Source organism: Aurantiacibacter odishensis (genome assembly GCF_003605195.1).
Taxonomy (GTDB): domain Bacteria; phylum Pseudomonadota; class Alphaproteobacteria; order Sphingomonadales; family Sphingomonadaceae; genus Alteraurantiacibacter; species Alteraurantiacibacter odishensis.
The window spans coordinates 60418-82667 of record NZ_QYOS01000020.1 but is presented as its reverse complement, the minus strand read 5'-3'; the positions used below and the strand labels follow the sequence as shown (position 1 = coordinate 82667).

Genomic DNA, 22250 nt, shown 5'->3' with positions numbered 1-22250 from the left:
CCGCCCGTTTAGCCCGCCTGCCGTTGAGTTTCTCCCTTCCCCAACTCCGGCAGGCGGGCATCTTTGTTTTTCGCTCCGACCTCCGTCGGAGCGTCCTCGCTAGATGCGCAGCATAGCGGCGCCCGCTGCGGGCGGCCATTCGTCCTTGCGGTCCGCTAGTCGCGGACCGTGTCCCGCACTTCCGTGTCGACACTGCACTTATTTCGGTCGCGACCAGCGACCGACAGCGCGCGACCGCGCAGCCCGCAGGTGCCGCGCAGCGAAGCGGAGCGAATAGCACCGAGGACGCGCCCACGGAGATGGGCGCATGAAACAAGAATCCGCCGAGGACGATTGCGCGGAGGCGCAATCGAAACACAAAAGGAAAACCAAATGAAGCGAGCTATGATCGTGCCGCCGCTGCTGGCGGACGCGGCGCTTGCCGAGCTGAAAGACTGGCTCGCGATTACCACCACCCGCGACGACGATACCCTCACGGCCCTGCTGCGCGCGGCGCTCGACACCTGCGAGGCCTTTACCGGGCTGATTCCGCTGGAGGCGGGATGCGAGGAAGTGCTGCCCGATCGTTACGACTGGCAGCGCATTGCCGCCGCGCCCGTCGTGTCCATCACCGGTGTCGAACGCCTGGCGTCCGACGGAACACGCTTCCCGCTGCCGGTGGACGGATACCTGATCGACATTACCGCAGAAGGTTGTGGCCGGGTCCGGTTGACGCGCGCAATTGCCGAAAGCCGCATCGTGGTGCGCTTCGATGCGGGGCTTGCGCCTGACTGGGCAAGCCTTCCCGAAGGTTTGCGCCACGGCATCATCCGCCTCGCCGCGCACCAGTATCGCGACCGCGATTCCGGGGAGGCGAACCACGCCCCACCGCGTGCGGTCGCAGCCCTTTGGCAGCCCTGGCGCCGGATGCGGCTGGCATGATCGAGGCATCGACGAACGGCTTTGCCGCCCTCGCCCGGCGCCTTGCCGCCCGCGCCCGCATCAAGGCCGAAGCCCGCGCCGAAAATACTCTGCGCGAAAAGCAGCGCGATCCCTGGCGCTGGCGCGACGCGCGCCTTCTCTGGCCCGATACGATGAAGGACACCCGCTAGATGGAAAGCCTGCTGCGCACGATCCTGATCGAATGGCTGGCGAGCGACCCGGTCCTTTCCACCACGCTGAATGACGTTGCCGAGGAAGCCCCCTCGCGCGCCAGCCTGCCATGGCTCGGCATCGCCGCCAGCGCCAGCACCGACTGGAGCACGAAGACCCGGCGCGGACGCGAGGTTCGCGTGGCGCTGGAGCTGCAGACCCGCGGGGATGCAGCGGCGGAAACCTCGGCCATCGCCTCGCAGGTCGAGGAGCGTATCGAGAGTCTGCCTCGCCAGCATCCCGGCCTTGAACTGGCCAGCACCACTTTCCTGCGCGCCCGCGCTGAACAGCGCCCGCGCAACACGCGTGCGGTGCTGATCGAATACCGCTTCCGCATCCTCGAAGCCTGACCCCAACACCGGAGAAACACCCATGACAGCCCAGAAAGGCAGCGCCTTCCTTCTCAAGATCGGGGACGGCGCACAGCCGCCCACCTATGAAACCGTCGCCGGTCTCCGCACCACCCAGATGTCGATCAACGGCGATGCCGTGGTCGTGACGCACAAGCAGTCGGGCGGCTGGCGAGACCTGCTCTCCGGCGCGGGCACCCGCTCGGTCTCCGTCAGCGCGGCAGGCATTTTCCTCGGCAGCGATGCCGAAGCCGCGATCCGCGCCCATGCGCTGGCAGGCACGATCGAGGATTTCGAACTGTCGTTCGAGGACGGCGCGAAGCTGCGCGGTCGCTTCCTCGTCCAGCGGCTCGACTACGCGGGCGATTTCAACGGCGAGCGCAATTACACGCTGCAGCTGGAAAGCTCGGGAGCCGTGATCCCCGCATGAGCCAGACAGCCAATCCCGAACGCGGCGAGGCTGCCCTGGTCGTCGCCGGGCAGGTTCGCGTCCTGCGCCCGACCTTCGCCGCGCTGGTGGCGGCAGAGGACGAACTCGGCCCGCTGTTCGCCCTGGTCGAACGCGCCAGCGAGGGCCGGTTGCGGCTGGCGGAAATCGCCGCGCTGTTCTGGCATTGCTGCGAGGGGCGCGAAAGCATCTCGCGCAATGTCATGGGCGAGGCGGTGATGGCCATGGGCCTTGCCGCAGCCTCCGGCCCATTGCGCGAACTGCTCAAGCAGATCCTGCAAGGCCGGTCATGAACGAGCGGTTCGGCGACCATGCCCGGCGCCTTGCCGGTGTGGCCGCGCGCCTCTTCGGCTGGCCGCCGCACTGGTTCTGGCAAGCCACGCCGCGCGAATTCGCCAGCATTTTCGAAACCCCCGATGGCGAAGCGGACGGCATGAGCCGCGCCGACCTCGACCGTCTCCTGGAGCAAGACAGCAATGGATGACACCGTGGAAACCCTGATGGTGGACGTGCGCGCCAGCACCGCCGGCTTTCGCGCCGACGTGGAATCGATGCGCACCAGCCTCGACACCTCGTTGCTCGACGGCTTTTCCCGCGCCGGGAACGTCCTGGAGCGCGGCCTGCTGTCCGCTATCCGGCGCGGCAAGCTGGGCTTCGACGAGTTGAAGGACGTGGCCTTCAACGCGATGAACCAGATCGCAGCGCAAGCGGTGCAGTCCGGCATCGGCAGCCTGTTCGGAAAGGGGCAGGGCGGCGGCGCAGGCGGGCTGGGCTCGCTGCTGAACGGCCTCGTCGGTTCGGTCCTCGGTCTGCCCGGCCGCGCCACCGGCGGTCCCGTCGCGCCTGGCAGTGCCTATCTCGTCGGCGAGCGCGGGCCGGAGCTGTTCGTGCCCACCAGTGCAGGCCGCGTCGAGGCCGGCATTCCGCAACCGGGTGGCGGGCGCGATGTGCGCGTTTCGATCAACCTCGCCGCTCCGCGCGGCACCGATGCGCCGGTGATGCTGCAACGCTCCTCCCGCCAGGTCGCAAGCGCCGTTGCCCGCGCAATGAGAGAAGGCTGAGGGAGACAGGTAATGGCCTATTGGCTCGCCCGTGAACGCAATGGGCAGGACACCGATTTCATCCAGCGCTTCGACCCGCGCTTCTGGACCGTGGATTTCCCGCGCGGCGACATGGCCAGCGTGGTCTCCACCGGCCCCGATTCGCTGCGGGTCGATCTCGAACTGCAGCTTGCGGGCGGGCTGGTCGGGCTGATCTGGGAGAGCGAGGACCGGTTCGACCACCCGCTGCTCTCCTACGATACCGACCGCGACTATTCGCGCACCACGCTCAGCTTCCGCTGGCGTTCCGACGGCGTTCTGCCACTGGATGCGGTGCACGGGCCAACGCTGACTATCGAAGGCCGCGATGCTTCGGGAACCGCGCGTAGCTGGTATGTGCGGCTGTGGAACTACGCCGAGGGAACGCCGCAGGATGCGAGCGTGAACCTGCCGTTCTCGGCCCTGCGCGAAGGATGGTTGGCAGACGGCGACGCGGTGGCGCCCGGCGACATAGACCGCATGTTCATCTCTCTGGTGGCCCCGACCTACGATCCCGACGCCGCGGGACTGCTCTTCGCCCGCAGCAACGGATGGGTGGAGCTGACCGAGATCAACTGCGACGGCGACCGCGCCATGCTGACCATCGGCGACGTGATCGTGCCGCCGCACGGCCTGCATATGTGCACCGCCTACGACGACAGCTACAACCTCACGCCTGCCCGGATGATGCGCGGCATCATGCAACTGGGCTACCGCGATGCGCTGGTCCACTACGTCGGCATGAGCCATTACTACAGGCTCACGCGAAAGCAGGGAAAGTTGCAGGCAGAACCGACGGGAGTGCTGTGCCAGCCGTTCATCGCCTGGCACGAGGATTTCTTCGCCCGCTGCGTGGAATTCGGTTTCGAGCCGGTCGTCTCGCTTTCGTTTGAACTGTTTGCCGAGCATTGCCCGCCCGAATGGGGCCAGCGCACCTACGACGGCGAATTGGCGCTGACGGGGTGGGACCCGCCCTCCACGCTTATCACCCCGCTTTCGAAAGGCATGTTCTTCCTTCACAAGGTCGCGACGGCGCTTGTCCGGCAGGTGATGGACGCAGGACTGCCGGTGCATTTCCAGATCGGCGAACCGTGGTGGTGGATCACGCCCGAAGGCAAGCTGTGCATCTATGACGAGGACGCCCGGCGGCTTGTGCCCGATGCGCCTGACATTCCGGACCTCACCGCGACGCTGGACCAAGCGCAGCTCAACCACCTCGACTGGGCCGGAAAGCGCCTTGCCAATGCCACCAAGGCGATCCGCGACACGGTTAAGGCGACGGCGGGAGAGGCGGCGCAGGTCTATCTGCTGCTATTCACACCTACCGTGCTCGACCCGAAATGGCCGGAATTGCGGCGCGCGAACATGCCGACAGACTGGGCCTATCCCGCCTACGAACGGCTTCAGCTCGAGGATTACGACTGGCTGACCACGGGAGCCGAAGCCCGGCGCCTGAGGGCCTACGCTGAAGTGCAGCAACGGCTCGGCTACCCGCTGGCCGTGCAGGATTACCTATCCGGCTTCGTGCTCGACCCGGCCGACGCGGACGCATTCTGGCAGCTGATCGACGACGGCGTGGACGAAGCCATCGAACGCGGCGTTCCGCGCCAGTTCGTATGGGCCATGCCCCAGGTCCTGCGCGACGGATACGTGCGCCTGACCCAATCCCAGGAGGACGAATTGCAAGCTTTCGACGATGTGCTCTACCCGCTGGCGCTGGGGCGCGATACCGCCGCCAGCCCCGAATTCTCCACCTCCATCTCGCTCACCGCGTCGGGTTTCGAACGGCGCAACAGTCAGTGGAGCGACGCGCGGATGCATTACGATGTCGGTCCCGGCCTCAGGTCCGAGGCCGAGCTGGGCGTGCTGCTGGAATTCTTCCGTGCCCGCCGCGGCCCCGCCCGCGGGTTCAGGCTGGCGGACCCGTTCGATTTCAGCTCCAACGGCCTTACCGGCAGCCCCACGCCCACAGACCAGCTGATCGGCACCGGCGACGGTCTTGCCGCAACCTTCCGGCTGTCGAAGTCCTACGGTGCGGGCAACGATCCACAGGTCCGCCAGATCACTCGCCCCCGCGCGGAAACGATTCGGGTCAGCGTAGGCGGCGTGGAGACAACAGACTGGACGCTGGGCGCCGGTGGTCGCGTCGTGCTGAGCGATGCCCCGCCCGAAGGAACCGAAGTGCGCGCAGGGTTCCTGTTCGACGTGCCCGTACGGTTTGCACAGGACCGGCTCGACATCTCCTGCTCTACCTTTGCCGCAGGTGAGGCCCCCTCGGTGCCGCTTGTCGAAGTGCGCGAGGACGTATGACGCCCGTGTTCTTCGGCAACGAGCTGGAAGGCGTTGCCACGTGGTGGCGTATCGAGCGCCGGGACGGGGTGACGCTGGCGTTCACCAGCCACAATCGCCCGCTCACGTTCGACGGCGTTACCCATCTTGCAGCGCCCGGCATGTTGCCCTCCGCCATCCGCCGCACCGCGAAGCTGGAGCGGGACAGCGTGGAAGTGCAGGGAATCCTTGCGCACGATACCATTTCGGCGGCGGACCTCGAAAGCGGGCGCTACGCCGATGCACGCGTGGCCATCGGCCTTGTCGACTGGACCAGCCTGTCTCGCGCAAGCCTTTTTCACGGCACGCTGGGGAACATCTCTGCGGAGGATCAGGGTTTCACCGCCGAATTGCGCTCCGCCAAGGCGGCGCTGGAGGAAGACTTCGTTCCTCGCACCAGCCCCACGTGCCGTGCCGCCTTCTGCGATGCCGCGTGCCGCCTGAACCCCGCGCGCTTCACGCGGATCGGCCATGCCTCGCTGATCGATGCAGATAGAAACGCCGTGGGCTTTGGCGGACCTTCCGCCGAAGCCTACCGCCACGGGCAAGTGCGCTGGATTGACGGCCCGCATTCCGGGATCACGATGCATGTCGTGGATGTGCTGGGCGGCTTGCTGGTGCTTGACCAATCCATCGCAACCGACCTGGCAGCGGGCCACCGCGCCTACCTGCGCGAGGGTTGCGATCACACCATCGAGACCTGCGCCAATCGCTTCGGCAACGCCGCCAATTTCCAAGGGGAGCCGTTCCTGCCCGGCAATGACTTGCTCACGCGCTATCCCACGAGTTCCTCGTGAGCGATGCGACAGCCCTCGCCGAAGCAGCGCAGCAGATGGTCGGCGCGCCCTTCCGCCTGCTTGGCCGCGATCCCGGCACCGGCGTCGACTGCATCGGACTTGTTTACGCAGCATTGGCGCGGATCGGGCGAACGCCGCCTGCGGTGCCGCGCTACGCGATGCGCAACCTCGATCTTGCACACTTTGCCCGCCTGCTCCCCGCTGCCGGGCTGGTTCCGCATGAAGGTGGCACGCGGCCCGGCGATGTCGTCCTGCTTCGCCCCTCGACCGCGCAATTCCATCTCGCGATTGTCGGCCCCCGATCGTCGCTGATCCATGCCCATGCCGGTTTGGGGCGCGTGGTGGAAAGCCCGGCGCCCTTGCCCTGGCCAGTCGTCGCCCGCTGGCGCCTGACCGGCAACTGAAGGATATTCCATGGCTACTCTCGTATTGACTGCCGTCGGCACGGCCATCGGCGGACCGCTAGGCGGTGCGCTGGGCTCGCTGCTCGGCAGCCAGATCGACGGCGCGCTGTTCGGCCCCGCAGACCGCGAAGGCCCACGCCTGCAGGAACTCAGCGTCACCACCTCCAGCTACGGCACACCCGTGCCGCGCCATTTCGGCACCATGCGCGCTGCCGGAACGATCATCTGGGCTACCGACCTCGTCGAAAGCAGCGAGGAAGCAGGCGGCGGCAAAGGTCAGCCCTCTGTCACCACCTACAGCTATTCCACCTCGTTCGCGGTCGCTCTGGCGAGCCGCCCGGTTGCCACTGTCCGGCGCATCTGGGCGGACGGAAACCTGCTGCGCGGAAGCGCGGGCGACCTGAAGGTGGGCGGCACGTTCCGCGTCCATTCCGGCCACGGCGACCAGCAGCCCGACCCGCTGATCGCGGCCGACAAGGGCGCGGCCTGCCCTGCCTTCCGGGGCTTGGCCTATTGCGTGTTCGAAGACCTGCAATTGGGCGACTTCGGCAACCGCATTCCCGCTCTTACCTTCGAGATCGTGGCTGACGATGGCGCGGTGAGCCTGCAATCCATAGTTTCGCCCGCCATCGCGACGGGCTCTGCGGACCGCGTGCTGCCAGGCCTGCAAGGCTATTCCGACTCCGGCGGCCCGCTTCAGGCGGTGCTCGATTCGGTCGACCGGGTCTATCCCCTCGCCTGCGATGCCAGCGGGACGCGGCTGACGTTCTTCGACGGTCATCCGGCGGGCGAACCCGTCGCCCGGTTGCCCGAAGCTGCGGTGGACCTGTCGCGCGAGAGTTTCGGTGCCGTGTCCGGACGCGCCAGCCAGCGGCGGGCAGACGCGGTCCAGTTGCCCGGCGGCCTGCGTTATTACGACGTCGACCGCGATTACCAGGCAGGTCTGCAACGGGCGGGCGGGCGGGCACAGGCCGGTCGCAGCCGCATCGTGGAATTTCCCGGAGCACTTGCGGCGACGAAAGCTCGCAAACTGGCAGACGACGCCGCCGAACGCGCTGGCTGGTCGCAGGAGCGCATGGCCTACCGCGTGGCCCAGCTCGATCCGGCAATCGGCCCCGGTCAGATCGTCACCGTGCCGGGCAAGTCCGGCAAGTGGCGGATCGAGGCGTGGGAATGGCGCGAGAACGGGCTGGAGCTTGAACTGCTCCGCCTGCCCTATCTGCGCGGCGCCGAGACGCCGACCGACCCCGGCACGCCCGCCAGTCCCAAGGACGCGGTCGCAAGCCCCACGACCTTGCGCGCAGTCGAATTGCCCTGGGACGGTGAAGGCAGCATGGACCAGCGGCAGGTCTTCGCCGCACCCAGCTCGGCAACGTCCGGGTGGACCGGCGCTACGCTCTACGCCGAGCGTGGCGGCAGCCTCGTGCCTATCGGCGGCACTGGCACGCGGCGCAGCATAACCGGTACCACGTCCTCCGCCCTTGCGCCCGGCAGCGCCCTGTTCATCGATCGGCAGGCGACTCTGGACGTTCTGTTGGACGCAACGGACCTCGTCCTGCCAACGGCCACGCCGGACGACCTTGCGAGCGGCGCAAACCGCGCGGTGGTCGGAGAGGAAATCATCCAGTTCTGTCATGCGGAGGACCTAGGCGGAGGCCAATGGCTTCTCTCAGGACTCCTTCGCGGTCGCGGGGGTACGGAACACGTCGCCGCTGGTGGCACGCCTGCCGGGGCGGGTTTCATCCTGCTCGACCGCAAGCCGATTGCATTGCAGCCGAGCGAAGTCTCTGACAGTCGTGTGATTGCTGCGATCGGCCTTGCCGATAACGAAGCCGTGGTCGCGCCGATCATGGCTGCAGGGCGAAGCCGCGAGCCACTCACGCCCGTGCACGGCCGCGCCGTCCGCGATAGCGATGGCAGCCTTGTGCTGCGCTGGACCCGCCGTTCGCGTGGCAGCTGGGGCTGGAGTGGCACGGTGGACGTGCCGCTGAACGAGCAGGCCGAGCGCTACGAAGTGGGTCTGGGTAATCCCGACGCGCCGGTGGTGACCTGGGAAACCTCAGAACCTTGGCTGGCTATCGGTGCTGCGGATCTTGCCGCGCTCCATGGAGAACATCCCGGCAAGCCATTGTGGGTGTTGCAAGTCGGCTCCCACGCCCGATCCAAACCCCTTTTCCTGACCGCACTCGACTAAGGCTAACTCTATGTCCGATCCCTTCGCTTTCACCTCCTCTACCCCGCGCCACGGCCTGCCGAACCTTTTTGCCGCGCAGGCGCAGAAGGAATTTACCGTGAACGAGGCTTTCGCCCTCCTCGATGCCTTGCTGCATATCGTCGTCGAGGGCGAGGCCAGCGTGCCGCCCGTTACTCCCTCCGACGGCGAATGCTGGATCGTCGGCGCAGAGCCCTCCGGCGACTGGGCCGAGCAGGCAGGCACCATCGCCTGCCGGCAAGGTGGCAGCTGGCTGTTTCTCACCCCGGTCGAAGGCATGACGCTGTTCGACAAGGAAGCAGGCGGCATGGCGCGCTTCGCCGAGGGCTGGCATCGGGCAACCCCTGTTTCCGTTCCCGATGGCGGCAGCACCGTCGACGCGGAAGCGCGCGCTGCAATCGAGGATCTGATTTCGGAAATGGTGACGCTGGGCATCCTGCCCCTCGCGTGACGGAAACTTTGGCGGCCTGATGCGTAAGACAGGGGAATGCAGTTCAAAGGAAACGCCATGCACCGCCACACCCTTCCCCTCGCCGCACTTGCCGTTCTCGCCACCGCTGCCTGCGCCACGCCTTACGAGCAGGAAGCCATGGAAATCGGCAGCGCCATGATTCAGGACCGTTCGGGCAACGATGTCGGCACGGCCATGCTCTATTCGCAGAACGACGAAGTGATGGTGTCGGTGTCTCTGGATGGCCTTTCCGAAGGCACCCACGCCGTCCACCTGCACACGACCGGCGATTGCAGTGCCAGCGACTTCACCTCAGCCGGCGGTCACCTGAACCCGATGGGCAACCAGCACGGTACGCAGAACCCGCAGGGCGCGCACCTTGGTGACCTGCCCAACGCCGAAGTCTCTGCCGCAGGCGTCGGCACGGTCAGCACGACACTGCGCGGTTCCAGCGCCACGGTGATCCCGCAGATTTTCGACGCCGATGGCACGGCTCTCGTGGTTCACGAAGGCGCTGACGACTACATGACCGACCCGGCAGGCGCAGCGGGCAGCCGCGTGGCTTGCGGCGTCTTCTCCCGCAGCTGACGCGATCAGTCCGGCTTGGCCGCATAGCGGGTGGTGTCCTCCACCCCCGCTTCGGCAAAGCCTTTCAGGCGAAGGCGACAACTGTCGCATAGACCGCAGGCTTGTCCGTCCGGCGCGGGGTCGTAGCATGACCAGCTCCACGCGGGATCGAGGCCGAGCCGATCGCATTCGCAGGCGATGTCCGCTTTGGTCATATGCTGCAGGGGCGCGTGGATTTCGAAGGGTCGCCCTTCGACACCCTGTTTCGTCCCCAGGCGCGCGGTTTCCGCGAAGCTGGCGATGAATTCCGGGCGACAGTCCGGGTAGCCCGAATAGTCGAGCGCGTTCACGCCAATGAAAATGTCGCTCGACGCCGAACTTTCGGCAAATGCCGTCGTCAGGGCAAGGAACAGCAGGTTGCGCGCCGGAACGTAGGTGACGGGAATGTCCTCACCCACACCGCTCTTGGGCACGTCGATGTCGTCAGTAAGTGCAGAGGCGCCGAACTGGCGAAGGTCGAGTGGCAACTGCACGTGCCGCTCCACGCCCAGTTTCCCCGCGATGATCGAAGCGCTCTCCAGTTCGCGCCTGTGCCTCTGACCGTAATCGATCGAAAGCGCATGCAGGCGAAAGCCCTGCTCGCGAGCCAGGGCGCCGGTCACCATGGAATCCAGCCCGCCCGAGAGAAGGACGACGGCGATCTTTTCGTTTGCAGTCATGTCTGCGCGCTAGGCATTCATGCTGCCGCGGGCAAGCGGAAGCCGCCTGTCAACAGGAGCCGACGTGCCGAGCCTCGCCTTCGATGGAAAACGGCGCGCCGCCGTGGATACCCTGGCTGCGTATCTGCACCACGTCGGGTCCTTCGCGGCGAATGGTCGTGCGGCCATACCCGTTGCCTCGACATGTGTACTGTACCGTGACTTCGTTCCGCTCATCCTGAACAACGAAGCGATCGCAATTCGGCTGGCGATGGCGCAACTGGATGAATTCCCGGCCAGTGCGCAGGCAGATTCGCTGAGTTGTCCCTTCGGGACGCAGACGCAATTCCCACGTGCCCTTGTCGAGGGAATTGAGCATCGCCAGTTCGGGCGCCTGGGCAGAGGCAGGGGTCAGCGCCATGGCAGTCGCCACTGCCGCGCTCGCAATACCAAACCTGCCCTTGATGCCTGACACGGTATTCTGCTCCTTCAACAGGCTGTGTAGCACGAATTAGATGAACGACCAATTGCACTGCAGTTACGACGAACTGTTAGTCCAGAATTGGGAAGACTTTCGAGCAGAACGCACAATCGACGAGTATTATCCCATCCTCGTCGGCCATGTCGCGGCGATCTTCCTTGGGGAACCGCGACAGTACATCTTCGAAATGCTCGACGGTACAGCGACAACCCTTGGAAAGGGACGCCCCCGGGCTGATCAACACCTTTTCCTCTTCGTGATAGAGACGCCAGATCATTTCCTCGAGCGACAGACCGGCCTCGACCAGTTCCTCGTGCCGCAGGCTCTCCGCCATCACGGACACGTGCTCCCACTCGGGATCGTCCATGCGAACATGGAGGCGTTCGCGTCCTTCCTCACCCTCCGGCAGGTGCTGGACCAGCAATCCTGCCGCAGTCGTTCGTCCTGAACCGGAAGTAATGGCCGTGCGGATCAGGGTGGGAATTTGCTCGCTCTGGGCGAAATAGCTCTCCACGGCCGCCGAAAGCGAGTTGCCTTCCAGCGGCACGATGCCCTGGTAGCGCTTGCCGATCTTGGCAATATCGAACGTGATAGCGAGGTGCGCCTTGCCGAACAGGGCTTCGAGCGAGGGGTTGACCCCTTCGGCTGCCATCTGTTCCTCGTCGTGCTCCACGTAACCGCGGATCTGCCCATCGCGGTAATCGCACACCAGCAGGCTGACGATACCGCCCTCGCCCTGCGCCTGCATGGTTAGCTGGTCGCCTTCATCCTTCAGCAGACCGCCCATCAGCGTCACCAGCACGAGAGCCTCGGCCAGGGCGTGCTTGAGTGCGGGCGCATAATCGTGTGCGGACAGCACGTCTTCCAGCACAGGGCCGAGCCGCACGGCCCGCCCACGCGAATCGCGCGAGGGAATGGAGAAGCCAAGCAGTTCGTCGGAAAATGTCTCGGATTGGGTATCGCTCATGCGCCTCATATGGGGCGCAGCGCGGCTTTTTGAAGCGCGGTCAGCCCAGCTTTCCGAAACACCACAGCAAGACGGATTTTTGTGCGTGAATCCGGTTCTCCGCCTCGTCGAAGACGACGGACTGGGGACCCTCGAATACATCCGCGCTCACTTCGTCGCCGACGTGGGCTGGCAGGCAGTGCAGGAAGATAGCGTCGCGCTTGGCCTGCGCCATCAGCGCAGCATTCACGCGGTACGGCTCCATCGCTGCCAGCTTTTCTTCGGCATGGGCCTGACCCATCGAAATCCAGGTGTCCGTTACGATGACGTCCGCGCCGGAAGCCGCCTCGGCGGCGTCCTGCGTCAGGATGACGGTGGAGCCGGCGGAACGAGCCATCTGCACGAATTCCGCTTCGGGTTCGAAACCTGCGGGCGTTGCCACGCGCACGTTGAACTTCATCAGCGCCGCTGCCTCGAGGATCGATTGCAGAACGTTGTTGCCGTCGCCGAACCACGCCACCTCAAGACCCGGCAGCGCCTTGCGATGCTCGATCACGGTCAGCAAGTCAGCCACGATCTGGCACGGGTGCGAGCGATCGGTGAGCCCGTTGATGACGGGCACGTGGGCATATTGCGCCATTTCCTCGATCTTGCCGTGATCGTCGGTGCGCACCATAATGGCATCGGCCATCCGGCTCAGCACGCGTGCCGTATCGGCAATCGATTCTCCCCGCCCGAGCTGTGACGTTCCCGCATCGAGGATCAGCGCCGAACCGCCAAGCTGGCGCATAGCGATATCGAAACTAACCCGAGTGCGGGTGGAGCTTTTCTCGAATACCATGGCCAGTACGTGGCCCGCCAGCGGCTGGTCTGTGTCGGCCATGCCCCTGGGCCAACCTCGCCGGGCGCGCTTGCGATCCTGCGCGTCGTTGATCATCGCCGCGATGGCGTGACCACCAGCATCCGACAGGTCGAGAAAATTGCGCACCACCGGCGCAACGTCGAGCGGGGGCGTATCGGTCATGAGTCTGACGGGACCTCGAAATCTGCAGCGGCTGCCGAAAGCTTTTCGAAGAACTCGTCGATCTCGGCATCCTCGATCACGAGAGGCGGCAGCAGCCGTAACGTGGAATCGCCCGCGGCCACGGTGAGCAACTGGTGATTGTCGCGCAGGTGCACCATGAACGGTCTTGGTTCGACCTTCATCTTGATGCCCAGCATCAGACCCATGCCGCGCACGCTCTCGAACAGCTCGGGATAGTTGCCGATGAACTGCTCCAGCCGGCTGCGCAGCCGTTCGCCCTTGGCGCGCACCTCGGCGAGGAACTCCTCGTTGGCGACGGTATCCATCACGGCGTTGCCTGCCGCCATCGCCAACGGGTTGCCGCCGTAGGTGGACCCATGCGTGCCGATCACCATGCCGCGCGCGGCCTTTTCCGTGGCAAGGCACGCGCCCAGCGGGAAGCCGCCGCCAATACCCTTTGCCGTGGCGACTACATCCGGCTCGATGCCGTACTGCTCGTAGGCGTAGAGAGTGCCGGTGCGCGCGACGCCGCACTGGACTTCGTCCAGCACCAGCATCAGGTCATGCTCGTCGCATAGCTGGCGCAGGCCGGTCATGAATTCCTGCGTGGCCGGACGAATGCCGCCCTCGCCTTGAATCGGCTCGACAAGGAAACCTGCCGTGTGCGGGCCGATGGCTGCCTTCGCAGCTTCCAGATCGTTGAACTCGACGTACTTGAAGCCGGGCAGGAGCGGGTTGAAGCCCTTGTGCATCTTCTCCTGGTTCGACGCGCTGATCGTCGCCATCGTGCGACCGTGGAACGCGTTCTTGAACGTGATCAGCTCGTACTTTTCTTCGTTCCCGGCATGCTGGTGATAGGCACGTGCGGTCTTGATCGCGCACTCGACAGCTTCGGCGCCGGAATTGGTGAAGAACACCGTATCGGCGAAGGTCGTGTCGACCAGCTTTTGCGCCAGCTCCTCACCCTGCGGGCTGCCGTAGAGGTTCGACACATGCATCAGCTTGGCGGCCTGCTGCTGGATCGCCCCTATCAGGCCGGGGTGCGAATGACCGAGTAGATTCACCGCGATACCGGCAGCGAAATCAAGGTAGCGGGTGCCGTCCTCGTCGATCAGGTGGCAGTTGTCGCCCTCTACGGGCCGGACGCCGCACCGTGGATAGACGGGCATCAGCGGAGTGATGGACATTTGAATTTTCCTTGAGAAAGCTTGCAATCAAAAAAGCGGTCTCGCCGGACCGCCAATAGCTCTCATCTAGGAGGGTGGTGGCGGCCGGTCAAACATACACGGCCGCCACTACCTTGGCTGGTGGGTGCGGGCTCAGCCCTGCGCCGGCACCAGATTGACGGCCGAGTACTTGCCTCGTCGGTCGACTTCGAGATCGAATTCGAATCGGTCCCCTTCGGCAATGCCGGGAAGGCCCGAACGCTCGACAGCGCTGATGTGCACGAAAGCGTCTTCCTTGCCATCGTCGCGCGTGATGAAGCCGAAGCCCTTCATGGTGTTGAAGAACTTCACCGTGCCCACGGCCTTTTCGCCGGTCAGCTCGCGCTGCGGACTCTTCGGTGCGGACTGCACTTCAATCACGTCGCCAACGACCTGGAGGTCGGCAGCGGAAATCTTGCCGCCACGGTCGACGAGGTTGAACTGCAGTTCCTGCCCTTCGGCCAGGCCTTCCAGCCCGGCGCGTTCCACCTGGCTGATATGCACGAACACGTCTTCACCGCCTTCATCGCGCTGGATGAAGCCGAAGCCTTTCTGGGCGTTGAAGAACTTTACCTTGCCCTGGCCAGTGCCAACGACCTGAGCGGGCATGCCGCCACCACCGCCGCCGCCACCGCGCGGACCGCCACGGCCACCGCCGCCGCCACCGAAGCCACCGCCCCGGTTGCCGCCGCCGAAGCCACCGCGATCTCCACCGCCATAGCCGCCGCCACGATCATCGTTGAAGCGACCGCCGCCGCCGCCAAAGCGGTCATTCCCGCCATCGCGCCAGCCGCCGCCTTCCATGGGCGGAGGTCCGTCCATGAAGGGATCGAAACCTTCTTCGCCGATATTGTCCCGCTTGTCGCGCCCCCGACCGCGACGCCCTCGATCATAACCCATGTATACGTAAAACCTTCAATCCCGCCCTCGTCGAAAACAGCAGTCGATAGCGCGAGCGAACCTCCCATCGACCGGGTACGACGGACCTGCCCTGTCGCACCTGCGTGCATGTATAACGGAGAAAGCGTCCCGACGCGAATGATTTAAGATTACGCCCCTGTGACACTGCTGCAACGGCCTGCCCTTGCCCTTCAGCGCGGCATATCGCATTCCCTTTGCAGGCATATAGCGGCATCCGCCGCCAGGCACCAAGGGACCCGACCATGACCGATTTCAAGCGACTGACCGATACCGTGTGGGCCAGTCCGCAGCTTACCGAAAGCGACATAAACGAGGCGGCGGCGCAGGGATTCGGCCTGATCGTCAACAACAGGCCGGACGGGGAGAGCGAGGACCAGCCCCGCGGTGAAGCGATAGAGCATGCCGCGCGCGACAAGGGTATGGACTATGTCGCCATCCCGGTTGGCCATTCCGGCTTCAGCCAGCCCCAGGTGGATGCCATGGCGCGGGCGCTTGAAAAGGCGGATGGAAAGATCCTCGCTTATTGCCGTTCCGGCACCCGTTCGACCTACCTTTGGGCATTGGCGGAAGCGCATCGTGGCAAGAATGCGGATACGTTGACGCGCGCAGCAGCTTCCGCCGGATACGACATCAGCGGCATCCGGCCGACGCTGGAAATGCTGGCCGTCAGGAATAGTGACTGACGCGGTGCCAGCGGCGGTGCTGCAGTTCGTCGGTTCACTTGCAGCCGTCGTGGCGATCGTCACGGTCGCCTGGTTGCTGGGCTCACGGAAGAGCGCGAACCTTTCCGATGAGGAGGAAGCGCGCGAACTGTTCAGGCTGGCCCCTGGAGGTTTCGAACCGGTCGAGATCGCCCTCGATACGGAAGGCGCAGCAGCCATCGCCCGCGATGCTGACGGGCGGCTCGCCATGTTGGTGCCGCATGGCAACCAGTTCGTTTTTCGGCTGGTGCCGCCCGATACACCCATTCGGGTGGAAGGCGATTCGGTAACCCCTGGAAACCGGCCTTTCCTGCGAATCACCATCGGCGAAAGCGCAAGAGACTGGGCCAATACTGACAGCGGTGATAATAACGGCTGATGCCTTTCGACCCCGTGGCCTATGCGATTCCCGTTTTCGTGGCGCTTATCCTAGGCGAACTGCTGTGGACGCGCTTTGCCGGTGATGCCCACGCTTATGAATGGCGCGATACCGGCACGTCACTCGCCATTGGCCTCGGCAGCACCGTTGCAGGCGCGATCACCGGCGGATTGACGGCTGCCTTGCTGGTGTGGGTGCACGGTTTTGCGCCACTCTCCATCGGCTGGGCATGGTGGGCCTGGCCGCTCTGCTTCGTGCTGGACGACCTTGCCTACTACGTTTTCCATCGCAGTGCGCACCGCGTGCGCTGGTTCTGGGCGAGCCACGTCAATCACCATTCCAGCCAGCACTACAACCTCTCCACCGCGCTGCGACAAAGCTGGACCGGTTTCGTTGCCCTGTCCTTCATCTTCCGCCTGCCGCTCGCGCTGATCGGGTTCGAGCCGGGCATGATCCTCGCCTGTGCGGGATTGAACCTCGTCTACCAGTTCTGGATCCATACCGAGACGGTGAAGCGACTGCCGCGATGGTTCGAAGCGGTGATGAATACCCCGTCGCACCATCGGGTCCATCATGCCGTGAACGCCCGCTATCTCGACCGGAATTATGCGGGCACGTTCATCGTGTGGGACAGGCTGTTCGGCACCTTCGCTCCCGAAGACGGCGAGGACCGCATTCGTTATGGCATCGTCAGCCAGCTCGGCACGTTCAACCTCTTCTACGCCGTATTTCACGAATGGATCGGGATCGCGCGCGACGTGTGGAAGGCACCGTGGCGGCACAAACTTTCCTACCTTTGGCGAGAACCCGGCTGGAGCCATGACGGCAGCCGCGAAACGTCCGACATGATCCGGCGGCGCTGGCTGGAAAGCCGGGGCGAACAATAGGCAAACAAAAAGGGCCGGGATTGCTCCCGGCCCTTTTCGTTGTTGTGTCCGAGTGGACTTACATGCCCGAGCCCGGACCGTAAGTGATTTCCACGCGGCGGTTCTGCAGTTCGCGCACGCCGTCTGCGGTGGGCACGCGGGGCATGCTTTCGCCGAAGGCTTCGCTGGAGATGCGACCGCCCGGAATGCCGCGACCGGTGAGGTATTCGCGGACCGAGGCGTTACGACGCTCTGCCAGACCCATGTTGTACTCGACCGAGCCGGAACGGTCGGTGTGACCGGCCAGCATGATGGCCGCGGTGCCGCAATCGCCATAGGCGGTGATGGCGGAGTTGAGCACGGTGGCTGCTTCCGGAGTGATGGTGGACTCGTCCCAATCGAAGAACACGATGTAGGGGCCCTGCTCGCAGACCGGAGCCGGCGGCGGAGGCGGCGGCGGCGGCGGAGGCGGCGGGGGCGGCGGCGGGGGCGGCGGCGGCGGAGGCGGCGGGGCCGCTTCTTCGCCACCGAACATGAACCGCAGGCCCATCGTGCCGGTGTGCTGCGCAAATTCCGTCGACAGCGTTACCGGCAGCACCGACACATCATAGCTGTCGGAATCTGCGAACATGCGACGATACTTGTACTCAGCAAACATCTGCACGTTGTCGGCGATGTTGCCCGAGACACCGACGATGCCCTGGTAGGCCCAGGTCGTGTCGTTGTCGTTCACCAGCTCCACGCCGCTCGGCGCATAATCAAGATCAACCCAGTAGAGACCGGCACCGACACCGAAGTAGGGCTCAATGCTGCCCAGCTGGATATCGTAAAGGACATTCGCGAACACGCCGTAGGTTTCCACGTCGCCCGTGCCATTGGCAAGGAACGCGCCGATCGAACTGTTGGTGGGCTCCTGGCGAAGCAGCACGCGGCCAAGATCGCTGTCGTCGATGTTGGTGCCGCCGACGGTCAGGCCGCGATGGTATTCGATATCCATCGCCTGGTAGTTGCCGTCCAGCTCGACACGGAAGCCGTTGTCGAAAGCGTAACCAAGCTGCGCGCCGGCCGTCCAGCCCACACCGACATTGGTTTCGAATTCATACTCCGTCCCGGACGGAACGGCCGCAACCGGCCCCTGGGCCGGAAGAGTCGCGGTGAATTCACCTTCGTTCTCGGCGTTCTCATTAGCGGCGGCACCACCACTAACACCGATATAGACTTGGGCATTAGCGGTTGCCGGAATGGCAAGCGCAACCACCGAGGCGCTGATTAGAAGCTTCTTCATTGGTTGATCTACCTCTCGCTGTAAGACCGATAATACTAAATCATGAATTGCGCCAATGCAGCAACAAACGAAAATATCCTGCCGTGCAAACTGAAGCATTTGCACAAATACCGGATGAGATCGCCCGCCCGCACCTCGAATTCATGTTGTATTTCAGGGGCTTAAGTCGCAACTAAATCCGGCTGGAAGATCGGCGTTGTAAAAAGTCTACACGAGGGCGAAATTTTTCGGGCTTCGCCACCGTATGACAGGGCAACCAATCCCTTTGGAATCAAACCGCAAGTTCACCGGTCTCACCGGTCCTGATGCGGGTTACATCGCCCACTTCAAGAACGAAGATCTTGCCGTCCCCGATGGATCCGGTGTTGGCCGCCTCGCGAATGGTCTCGACGATCTTGGGTGCAATCTCGTCGCTGGCGACGATTTCCAGCCGCACCTTGGGCAGCATGTTCACGGCATATTCCGCGCCGCGGTAGATCTCGGTCTGTCCCTTCTGGCGACCGAAGCCCTTCGCCTCGCACACGGTCATCCCGGCAACGCCGATGACGGCCAGCGCTTCGCGCACCTCTTCCAGCTTGAACGGCTTGATGACTGCGACGACCATTTTCATGCGCGGTTCCCCTGTAGGTTCGGATTCCCGCCGCGCCGGGCGGGACATGGCGGCCTTGTAACCGGACACCGGCCCCCACGTGCAACAAAAAAATGGGCCGGAGCTTTGCGGCTCCGACCCTTGTTGAGTTGTACGTTCGCAGGAGGAACGAGTGTTGGCGGGGTCGGGAGGGAGAGGAGAGGTGGTTCCCGCCCCCGCCAATTCGGTGATGGGTTACGCCTGGTTGGCGAGACCCGGATAGGCTTCCACGCCGGTTTCGTGGATGTCGAGGCCGGCGGTCTCGATCTCGGCGGAGGGGCGCAGGCCGATGGTTGCCTTGAGTGCGAACCACACGATGGCCGAAGCGACACCCACCCAGACAGCTGTTGCGGCGACACCGGTAATCTGCGCACCGAGCGGCACGTCCGGATTGCTCCAGCAGACGATCAGCGTGCCCCAGATGCCTGCGAACAGGTGGACGGGGATGGCGCCGACGACGTCGTCGATCTTGAGCTTGTCGAGCAGCGGAACTGTGAAGACCACGATGACACCACCGATTGCGCCGATCAGGATCGACTGGCCGACACTCGGCATCAGCGGCTCGGCGGTGATCGACACGAGACCAGCCAGCGCGCCGTTCATCGCCATGGTCACATCCGCCTTCTTGTAGCGAAGCTGCGTCAGGATGATCGCGGTAACCACGCCGCCGCAGGCAGCCATATTGGTGTTCACGAAGATCTTCGACACGTCCGACACGTCACCCACGGTGCCCATCGCCAGCTGCGATGCGCCGTTGAAGCCGAACCAGCCGAGCCACAGGATGAAGGTGCCCAGCGTTGCCAGCGGAATGTTGGTACCGGGGAACACGTTGACCTTGCCATCGGTGTAGCGGCCAAGGCGCGGGCCCAGGATCAGCGCACCGACGAGGGCGGCCCAGCCACCGGTGGAGTGCACCAAGGTCGAACCGGCGAAGTCGGAGAAGTCCATCTGGTCAAGGAAGCCACCACCCCATTCCCAGCTGACTACGACCGGGTAGATCACACCGGTGAGGATGGTCACGAAAATGAAGAATGGCACGATCTTGATGCGCTCCGCCAAGGTGCCCGAAACGATCGAGGCGGTGGTGGCGCAGAAGACCATCTGGAAGAACCAATCGGAAGCGACCGAGTAGCCCGTCTCCAGATCGGCTTCACCGACGCCCTGTGTACCGTAAGGGCCGCTGAAACCACCAATGAAGCCGTTGAAGTCGCCCGGGTAGGCAATGTTATAGCCGATGACCCAGAACATCAGGCCGGCAATCGAATAGAGGCCGATGTTCTTGAGACACTGGGTGGAGGTGTTCTTGGCGCGCACGAGGCCCGCTTCGAGCATGGCGAAGCCCGCCGCCATCCACATCACCAGGAAGCCGCCGATAAGGAACAGCAGCGTGTTGAAAATGTAGGCGGTGCCTCCACCCACGGCGTCGGCCGCCACTTCGGCGGCGGCATCGGCAGCCGGGGCCGCGAAGGCCGGGCTGGATGCAAGCAGCGCGGTCACAGCGACGGCGCCAGTCTTGAGAATTGCAGATTTCATTTTGTCTGACCCCCTGATCACAACGCGGTTTCGTCGGTTTCGCCGGTGCGGATGCGCGTGGTCGAAGCGAGTTCGAGCACGAAGATCTTCCCGTCGCCGATGCTTTGCGTGCTGGCGGTTTCCTGGATGGTCTCGACGACCTTCGGCATGAGCTCGTCGCTGACAGCGATTTCGAGCTTCACCTTGGGAAGCATGTTCACCGAGTACTCGGCACCGCGGTAGATCTCGGTCTGCCCTTTCTGGCGACCGAAACCCTTCACTTCCGACACGGTCATGCCGGCGACGCCCAGGCCGGCGAGTGCTTCGCGCACTTCGTCGAGCTTGAATGGTTTGATGATGGCGATGACGAATTTCATCCCTGACCCCTATGACTTGCCGGGTTGCTCCCGGCCGCGGATGCTGCGTTGCAACAGCCGTGCCAAATGCAGGGATGTGAATGTTTACCGGAACTTGACGGGATGATCGGCGTTGTGGCGCTCCCTCAACGCTCAATTCGCAGGCAGCGCGCCTAATTTTTGGGCAGCACCGTGCTTACGATAGGCTCAATGTCACTTTTATCGGCAGGTGGTCCGATGCCTGCCGTGCCAGCGGGCTTGCGTGAACTTCGGCCTTTTCCAGTTTCCAGTGTGGCGTATGCATCAGCCTGTCGAGGGCCAGCAGGGGTCTGCGTGCGGGGAAACTCTTGCCGGGTTCCACCATGTCCCAGTGCGCCGCAAGGCCGCGTTCGCCGCCGATGGGGCGTATCCATTCATTGCAGTCGCCCAGCATCACGGCTGGCAGGCCGGGTGCGCGCGAGTTGTTACACAGGTGCGCGAACTGCCGCTTGCGCAGCAGGCCTGACAGGTCGAGGTGCATCGAGGTGACGCAGATCTGCTGGCCGTGGGCACGCAATTGCGCCCGCACCGCTCCGCGCGGTTCGAGCTGAGGCAGAGTCTCGGCCTCCACTTCCAGCACCTCCAGCCTGTCGCGCACCAGCAGGGCGTTGCCATGCCAGCCCATGCTGGCAGGCTTGGTGGAGTGAGCAACGATCTGCCAGCCGTTGTCGCTGAGCTCCTCCTGATCGAGCACGGCGCGCCGGGTGCCAAACCGCTCGTCCACTTCCTGCAGGGCGATGACATCGGCATCCAGCTCCTCGATCACCGACAGGATGCGATCGGGATCGCGGCGCCGGTCCAGCCCCACGCCCTTGTGAATGTTGTAGCTGGCGAAAGTGAGCTGCATCAGCCGTCCTGCGGCACGTCCCCGGCGATATAGCGGTCCGTGGTGCGCGTCGGCAGGCCGTCGATGCTTTCGCGGCGGCGCTTGTGCTTGCCTGCCCATTCCTGCGGGTCGGCATTGCTGTGCGCTTTCAGCAGCGTCTTGCGCTCCCGCTCGTACTCCATGAATGGCACACCCCAGCCGCAGCTTGTCTGCACGCTTTCCACCTCGATATCGAAGATCTGCCGCGTGCCGGGCAGGAGGATGAAGTGCTGGGCGATCTCGTCCCACCCGCTCTCCCACGGCAGTACCGGCCTGCCCTTGCCATAGATGCGCAGGATCAGCGCGGGCTGCTGGAAATTGCAGAACATCAGCGTAATTCGCCCGTCCGCCAGCAGGTGCGCGTTCGTCTCGTTGCCCGATCCGCCAAGGTCGAGATAGGCGACGCGGCCGGGAGACAGCACGCGAAAGGTGTCGCGCAGGCCCTTTGGCGAAAGGTTGATGCGCGCATCGGCAGCGGCAGTCGCGACGAAGAAGACCGGCTGGTCCTCGATCATCTCGATGTGCTTGAAGTTCAGTTCGTCGAAGAAGTCGGACATGGAGGCAACCTACGCGAGAG

Annotated in this window: 28 protein-coding genes; 16 read left to right on the top strand and 12 right to left on the bottom strand. The window is 64.4% G+C overall.

Annotated features, from left to right (window positions below):
- Positions 1-372 precede the first annotated feature (372 nt).
- The 13 genes from D4Q51_RS03680 to D4Q51_RS03620 are packed head-to-tail and all read left to right on the top strand — an operon-like array spanning position 373 to position 9788.
- Positions 373-921: a head-tail connector protein gene (locus tag D4Q51_RS03680; RefSeq protein WP_120076398.1), complete on the top strand. Its 549-nt coding sequence runs from the start codon at positions 373-375 to the stop codon at positions 919-921.
- On the top strand, positions 918-1091 hold the full coding sequence (locus tag D4Q51_RS03675) for a hypothetical protein (RefSeq protein WP_162925122.1): 174 nt from the start codon (positions 918-920) through the stop codon (positions 1089-1091). The genes D4Q51_RS03680 and D4Q51_RS03675 overlap by 4 nt, the downstream gene beginning before the upstream one ends.
- Positions 1092-1481: a DUF3168 domain-containing protein gene (locus D4Q51_RS03670; RefSeq protein WP_120076396.1), complete on the top strand. Its 390-nt coding sequence runs from the start codon at positions 1092-1094 to the stop codon at positions 1479-1481.
- Positions 1482-1503: 22 nt separating this feature from the next.
- Complete coding sequence (locus D4Q51_RS03665) at positions 1504-1911, top strand: phage major tail protein, TP901-1 family (protein WP_120076395.1); 408 nt, start codon at positions 1504-1506, stop codon at positions 1909-1911.
- Complete coding sequence (locus tag D4Q51_RS03660) at positions 1908-2222, top strand: gene transfer agent family protein (RefSeq protein WP_120076394.1); 315 nt, start codon at positions 1908-1910, stop codon at positions 2220-2222. The genes D4Q51_RS03665 and D4Q51_RS03660 overlap by 4 nt, the downstream gene beginning before the upstream one ends.
- On the top strand, positions 2219-2413 hold the full coding sequence (locus D4Q51_RS03655) for a phage tail assembly chaperone (protein WP_120076393.1): 195 nt from the start codon (positions 2219-2221) through the stop codon (positions 2411-2413). The genes D4Q51_RS03660 and D4Q51_RS03655 overlap by 4 nt, the downstream gene beginning before the upstream one ends.
- Positions 2406-2990, top strand: a complete 585-nt coding sequence (locus D4Q51_RS03650) for a tail tape measure protein (RefSeq protein WP_120076392.1) — start codon at positions 2406-2408, stop codon at positions 2988-2990. The genes D4Q51_RS03655 and D4Q51_RS03650 overlap by 8 nt, the downstream gene beginning before the upstream one ends.
- A 12-nt stretch (positions 2991-3002) precedes the next feature.
- Complete coding sequence (locus tag D4Q51_RS03645) at positions 3003-5318, top strand: DUF2460 domain-containing protein (protein WP_120076391.1); 2316 nt, start codon at positions 3003-3005, stop codon at positions 5316-5318.
- Positions 5315-6133, top strand: a complete 819-nt coding sequence (locus tag D4Q51_RS03640) for a DUF2163 domain-containing protein (RefSeq protein ID WP_120076390.1) — start codon at positions 5315-5317, stop codon at positions 6131-6133. The genes D4Q51_RS03645 and D4Q51_RS03640 overlap by 4 nt, the downstream gene beginning before the upstream one ends.
- Positions 6130-6537, top strand: a complete 408-nt coding sequence (locus D4Q51_RS03635) for an NlpC/P60 family protein (protein WP_162925121.1) — start codon at positions 6130-6132, stop codon at positions 6535-6537. Before D4Q51_RS03640 ends, D4Q51_RS03635 begins: the two co-directional genes overlap by 4 nt.
- A 10-nt stretch (positions 6538-6547) precedes the next feature.
- On the top strand, positions 6548-8731 hold the full coding sequence (locus D4Q51_RS03630; protein ID WP_120076389.1) for a phage tail protein: 2184 nt from the start codon (positions 6548-6550) through the stop codon (positions 8729-8731).
- A 10-nt stretch (positions 8732-8741) separates the two neighbouring features.
- A complete protein-coding gene (locus D4Q51_RS03625; RefSeq protein WP_120076388.1) occupies positions 8742-9200 on the top strand; it encodes a DUF2793 domain-containing protein in 459 nt (152 codons plus the stop codon).
- Positions 9201-9257: 57 nt separating this feature from the next.
- Complete coding sequence (locus D4Q51_RS03620) at positions 9258-9788, top strand: superoxide dismutase family protein (RefSeq protein WP_162925120.1); 531 nt, start codon at positions 9258-9260, stop codon at positions 9786-9788.
- Between the two features lie 5 nt (positions 9789-9793).
- Here the strand turns inward: D4Q51_RS03620 and queC are convergent, their stop codons facing one another.
- The 6 genes from queC to D4Q51_RS16015 all read right to left on the bottom strand — a co-directional run bounded on the left by queC (position 9794) and on the right by D4Q51_RS16015 (position 15021).
- Complete coding sequence (gene queC, locus D4Q51_RS03615; protein ID WP_120076386.1) at positions 9794-10486, bottom strand: 7-cyano-7-deazaguanine synthase QueC; 693 nt, start codon at positions 10484-10486, stop codon at positions 9794-9796.
- Positions 10487-10535: 49 nt separating this feature from the next.
- A complete protein-coding gene (locus tag D4Q51_RS03610; RefSeq protein WP_240624548.1) occupies positions 10536-10940 on the bottom strand; it encodes a hypothetical protein in 405 nt (134 codons plus the stop codon).
- 76 nt (positions 10941-11016) lie between these two features.
- Positions 11017-11913 carry an Hsp33 family molecular chaperone HslO gene (gene hslO / locus D4Q51_RS03605; protein WP_120076385.1) on the bottom strand — a complete coding sequence of 299 codons (897 nt, stop codon included), beginning with the start codon at positions 11911-11913 and terminating at the stop codon, positions 11017-11019.
- Between the two features lie 40 nt (positions 11914-11953).
- Positions 11954-12916, bottom strand: coding sequence for an ornithine carbamoyltransferase (gene argF, locus D4Q51_RS03600; RefSeq protein WP_205689431.1), 963 nt, complete (start codon positions 12914-12916; stop codon positions 11954-11956).
- Positions 12913-14103, bottom strand: coding sequence for an aspartate aminotransferase family protein (locus tag D4Q51_RS03595; RefSeq protein WP_120076384.1), 1191 nt, complete (start codon positions 14101-14103; stop codon positions 12913-12915). The genes argF and D4Q51_RS03595 overlap by 4 nt, the downstream gene beginning before the upstream one ends.
- A gap of 132 nt (positions 14104-14235) precedes the next feature.
- Complete coding sequence (locus tag D4Q51_RS16015; RefSeq protein WP_120076383.1) at positions 14236-15021, bottom strand: cold-shock protein; 786 nt, start codon at positions 15019-15021, stop codon at positions 14236-14238.
- Between the two features lie 263 nt (positions 15022-15284).
- Between D4Q51_RS16015 and D4Q51_RS03585 the strand changes: the two genes are divergently transcribed.
- Genes D4Q51_RS03585 through D4Q51_RS03575 form a run of 3 tightly spaced genes read left to right on the top strand, consistent with a single transcriptional unit; the run spans position 15285 to position 17009 of the window.
- Complete coding sequence (locus D4Q51_RS03585) at positions 15285-15725, top strand: protein tyrosine phosphatase family protein (protein WP_120076382.1); 441 nt, start codon at positions 15285-15287, stop codon at positions 15723-15725.
- Positions 15718-16122 carry a hypothetical protein gene (locus D4Q51_RS03580; protein ID WP_120076381.1) on the top strand — a complete coding sequence of 135 codons (405 nt, stop codon included), beginning with the start codon at positions 15718-15720 and terminating at the stop codon, positions 16120-16122. The genes D4Q51_RS03585 and D4Q51_RS03580 overlap by 8 nt, the downstream gene beginning before the upstream one ends.
- Positions 16122-17009 (top strand): sterol desaturase family protein, encoded by an 888-nt coding sequence (locus tag D4Q51_RS03575; protein WP_120076380.1) that lies wholly within the window; start codon positions 16122-16124, stop codon positions 17007-17009. The genes D4Q51_RS03580 and D4Q51_RS03575 overlap by 1 nt, the downstream gene beginning before the upstream one ends.
- 58 nt (positions 17010-17067) lie before the next feature.
- Here D4Q51_RS03575 and D4Q51_RS03570 read toward each other — a convergent pair whose 3' ends face one another.
- The 6 genes from D4Q51_RS03570 to D4Q51_RS03545 form a co-directional block, all read right to left on the bottom strand.
- On the bottom strand, positions 17068-18273 hold the full coding sequence (locus D4Q51_RS03570; RefSeq protein ID WP_120076379.1) for an OmpA family protein: 1206 nt from the start codon (positions 18271-18273) through the stop codon (positions 17068-17070).
- A 271-nt stretch (positions 18274-18544) separates the two neighbouring features.
- Positions 18545-18883 (bottom strand): P-II family nitrogen regulator, encoded by a 339-nt coding sequence (locus tag D4Q51_RS03565; protein WP_120076378.1) that lies wholly within the window; start codon positions 18881-18883, stop codon positions 18545-18547.
- A gap of 213 nt (positions 18884-19096) precedes the next feature.
- Positions 19097-20434 carry an ammonium transporter gene (amt, locus tag D4Q51_RS03560; protein ID WP_120076377.1) on the bottom strand — a complete coding sequence of 446 codons (1338 nt, stop codon included), beginning with the start codon at positions 20432-20434 and terminating at the stop codon, positions 19097-19099.
- Positions 20435-20451: 17 nt separating this feature from the next.
- Complete coding sequence (locus D4Q51_RS03555) at positions 20452-20790, bottom strand: P-II family nitrogen regulator (RefSeq protein ID WP_120076376.1); 339 nt, start codon at positions 20788-20790, stop codon at positions 20452-20454.
- 175 nt (positions 20791-20965) lie between these two features.
- A complete protein-coding gene (locus tag D4Q51_RS03550) occupies positions 20966-21655 on the bottom strand; it encodes an endonuclease/exonuclease/phosphatase family protein (RefSeq protein WP_120076375.1) in 690 nt (229 codons plus the stop codon).
- Positions 21655-22230, bottom strand: a complete 576-nt coding sequence (locus tag D4Q51_RS03545; RefSeq protein ID WP_120076374.1) for a pyridoxamine 5'-phosphate oxidase family protein — start codon at positions 22228-22230, stop codon at positions 21655-21657. The genes D4Q51_RS03550 and D4Q51_RS03545 overlap by 1 nt, the downstream gene beginning before the upstream one ends.
- Positions 22231-22250 lie beyond the last annotated feature (20 nt).

What these genes read in the sequence shown, in the direction of transcription:
- D4Q51_RS03680 (WP_120076398.1), top strand. Translation starts at nt 373, where the DNA reads ATGAAGCGAGCTATGATCGTGCCGCCGCTGCTGGCGGACGCGGCGCTT.
- D4Q51_RS03675 (WP_162925122.1), top strand. Translation starts at nt 918, where the DNA reads ATGATCGAGGCATCGACGAACGGCTTTGCCGCCCTCGCCCGGCGCCTT.
- D4Q51_RS03670 (WP_120076396.1), top strand. Translation starts at nt 1,092, where the DNA reads ATGGAAAGCCTGCTGCGCACGATCCTGATCGAATGGCTGGCGAGCGAC.
- D4Q51_RS03665 (WP_120076395.1), top strand. Translation starts at nt 1,504, where the DNA reads ATGACAGCCCAGAAAGGCAGCGCCTTCCTTCTCAAGATCGGGGACGGC.
- D4Q51_RS03660 (WP_120076394.1), top strand. Translation starts at nt 1,908, where the DNA reads ATGAGCCAGACAGCCAATCCCGAACGCGGCGAGGCTGCCCTGGTCGTC.
- D4Q51_RS03655 (WP_120076393.1), top strand. Translation starts at nt 2,219, where the DNA reads ATGAACGAGCGGTTCGGCGACCATGCCCGGCGCCTTGCCGGTGTGGCC.
- D4Q51_RS03650 (WP_120076392.1), top strand. Translation starts at nt 2,406, where the DNA reads ATGGATGACACCGTGGAAACCCTGATGGTGGACGTGCGCGCCAGCACC.
- D4Q51_RS03645 (WP_120076391.1), top strand. Translation starts at nt 3,003, where the DNA reads ATGGCCTATTGGCTCGCCCGTGAACGCAATGGGCAGGACACCGATTTC.
- D4Q51_RS03640 (WP_120076390.1), top strand. Translation starts at nt 5,315, where the DNA reads ATGACGCCCGTGTTCTTCGGCAACGAGCTGGAAGGCGTTGCCACGTGG.
- D4Q51_RS03630 (WP_120076389.1), top strand. Translation starts at nt 6,548, where the DNA reads ATGGCTACTCTCGTATTGACTGCCGTCGGCACGGCCATCGGCGGACCG.
- D4Q51_RS03625 (WP_120076388.1), top strand. Translation starts at nt 8,742, where the DNA reads ATGTCCGATCCCTTCGCTTTCACCTCCTCTACCCCGCGCCACGGCCTG.
- D4Q51_RS03620 (WP_162925120.1), top strand. Translation starts at nt 9,258, where the DNA reads ATGCACCGCCACACCCTTCCCCTCGCCGCACTTGCCGTTCTCGCCACC.
- queC (WP_120076386.1), bottom strand. Translation starts at nt 10,486, where the DNA reads ATGACTGCAAACGAAAAGATCGCCGTCGTCCTTCTCTCGGGCGGGCTG.
- hslO (WP_120076385.1), bottom strand. Translation starts at nt 11,913, where the DNA reads ATGAGCGATACCCAATCCGAGACATTTTCCGACGAACTGCTTGGCTTC.
- argF (WP_205689431.1), bottom strand. Translation starts at nt 12,916, where the DNA reads ATGACCGATACGCCCCCGCTCGACGTTGCGCCGGTGGTGCGCAATTTT.
- D4Q51_RS03595 (WP_120076384.1), bottom strand. Translation starts at nt 14,103, where the DNA reads ATGTCCATCACTCCGCTGATGCCCGTCTATCCACGGTGCGGCGTCCGG.
- D4Q51_RS16015 (WP_120076383.1), bottom strand. Translation starts at nt 15,021, where the DNA reads ATGGGTTATGATCGAGGGCGTCGCGGTCGGGGGCGCGACAAGCGGGAC.
- D4Q51_RS03585 (WP_120076382.1), top strand. Translation starts at nt 15,285, where the DNA reads ATGACCGATTTCAAGCGACTGACCGATACCGTGTGGGCCAGTCCGCAG.
- D4Q51_RS03575 (WP_120076380.1), top strand. Translation starts at nt 16,122, where the DNA reads ATGCCTTTCGACCCCGTGGCCTATGCGATTCCCGTTTTCGTGGCGCTT.
- D4Q51_RS03570 (WP_120076379.1), bottom strand. Translation starts at nt 18,273, where the DNA reads ATGAAGAAGCTTCTAATCAGCGCCTCGGTGGTTGCGCTTGCCATTCCG.
- D4Q51_RS03565 (WP_120076378.1), bottom strand. Translation starts at nt 18,883, where the DNA reads ATGAAAATGGTCGTCGCAGTCATCAAGCCGTTCAAGCTGGAAGAGGTG.
- amt (WP_120076377.1), bottom strand. Translation starts at nt 20,434, where the DNA reads ATGAAATCTGCAATTCTCAAGACTGGCGCCGTCGCTGTGACCGCGCTG.
- D4Q51_RS03555 (WP_120076376.1), bottom strand. Translation starts at nt 20,790, where the DNA reads ATGAAATTCGTCATCGCCATCATCAAACCATTCAAGCTCGACGAAGTG.
- D4Q51_RS03550 (WP_120076375.1), bottom strand. Translation starts at nt 21,655, where the DNA reads ATGCAGCTCACTTTCGCCAGCTACAACATTCACAAGGGCGTGGGGCTG.
- D4Q51_RS03545 (WP_120076374.1), bottom strand. Translation starts at nt 22,230, where the DNA reads ATGTCCGACTTCTTCGACGAACTGAACTTCAAGCACATCGAGATGATC.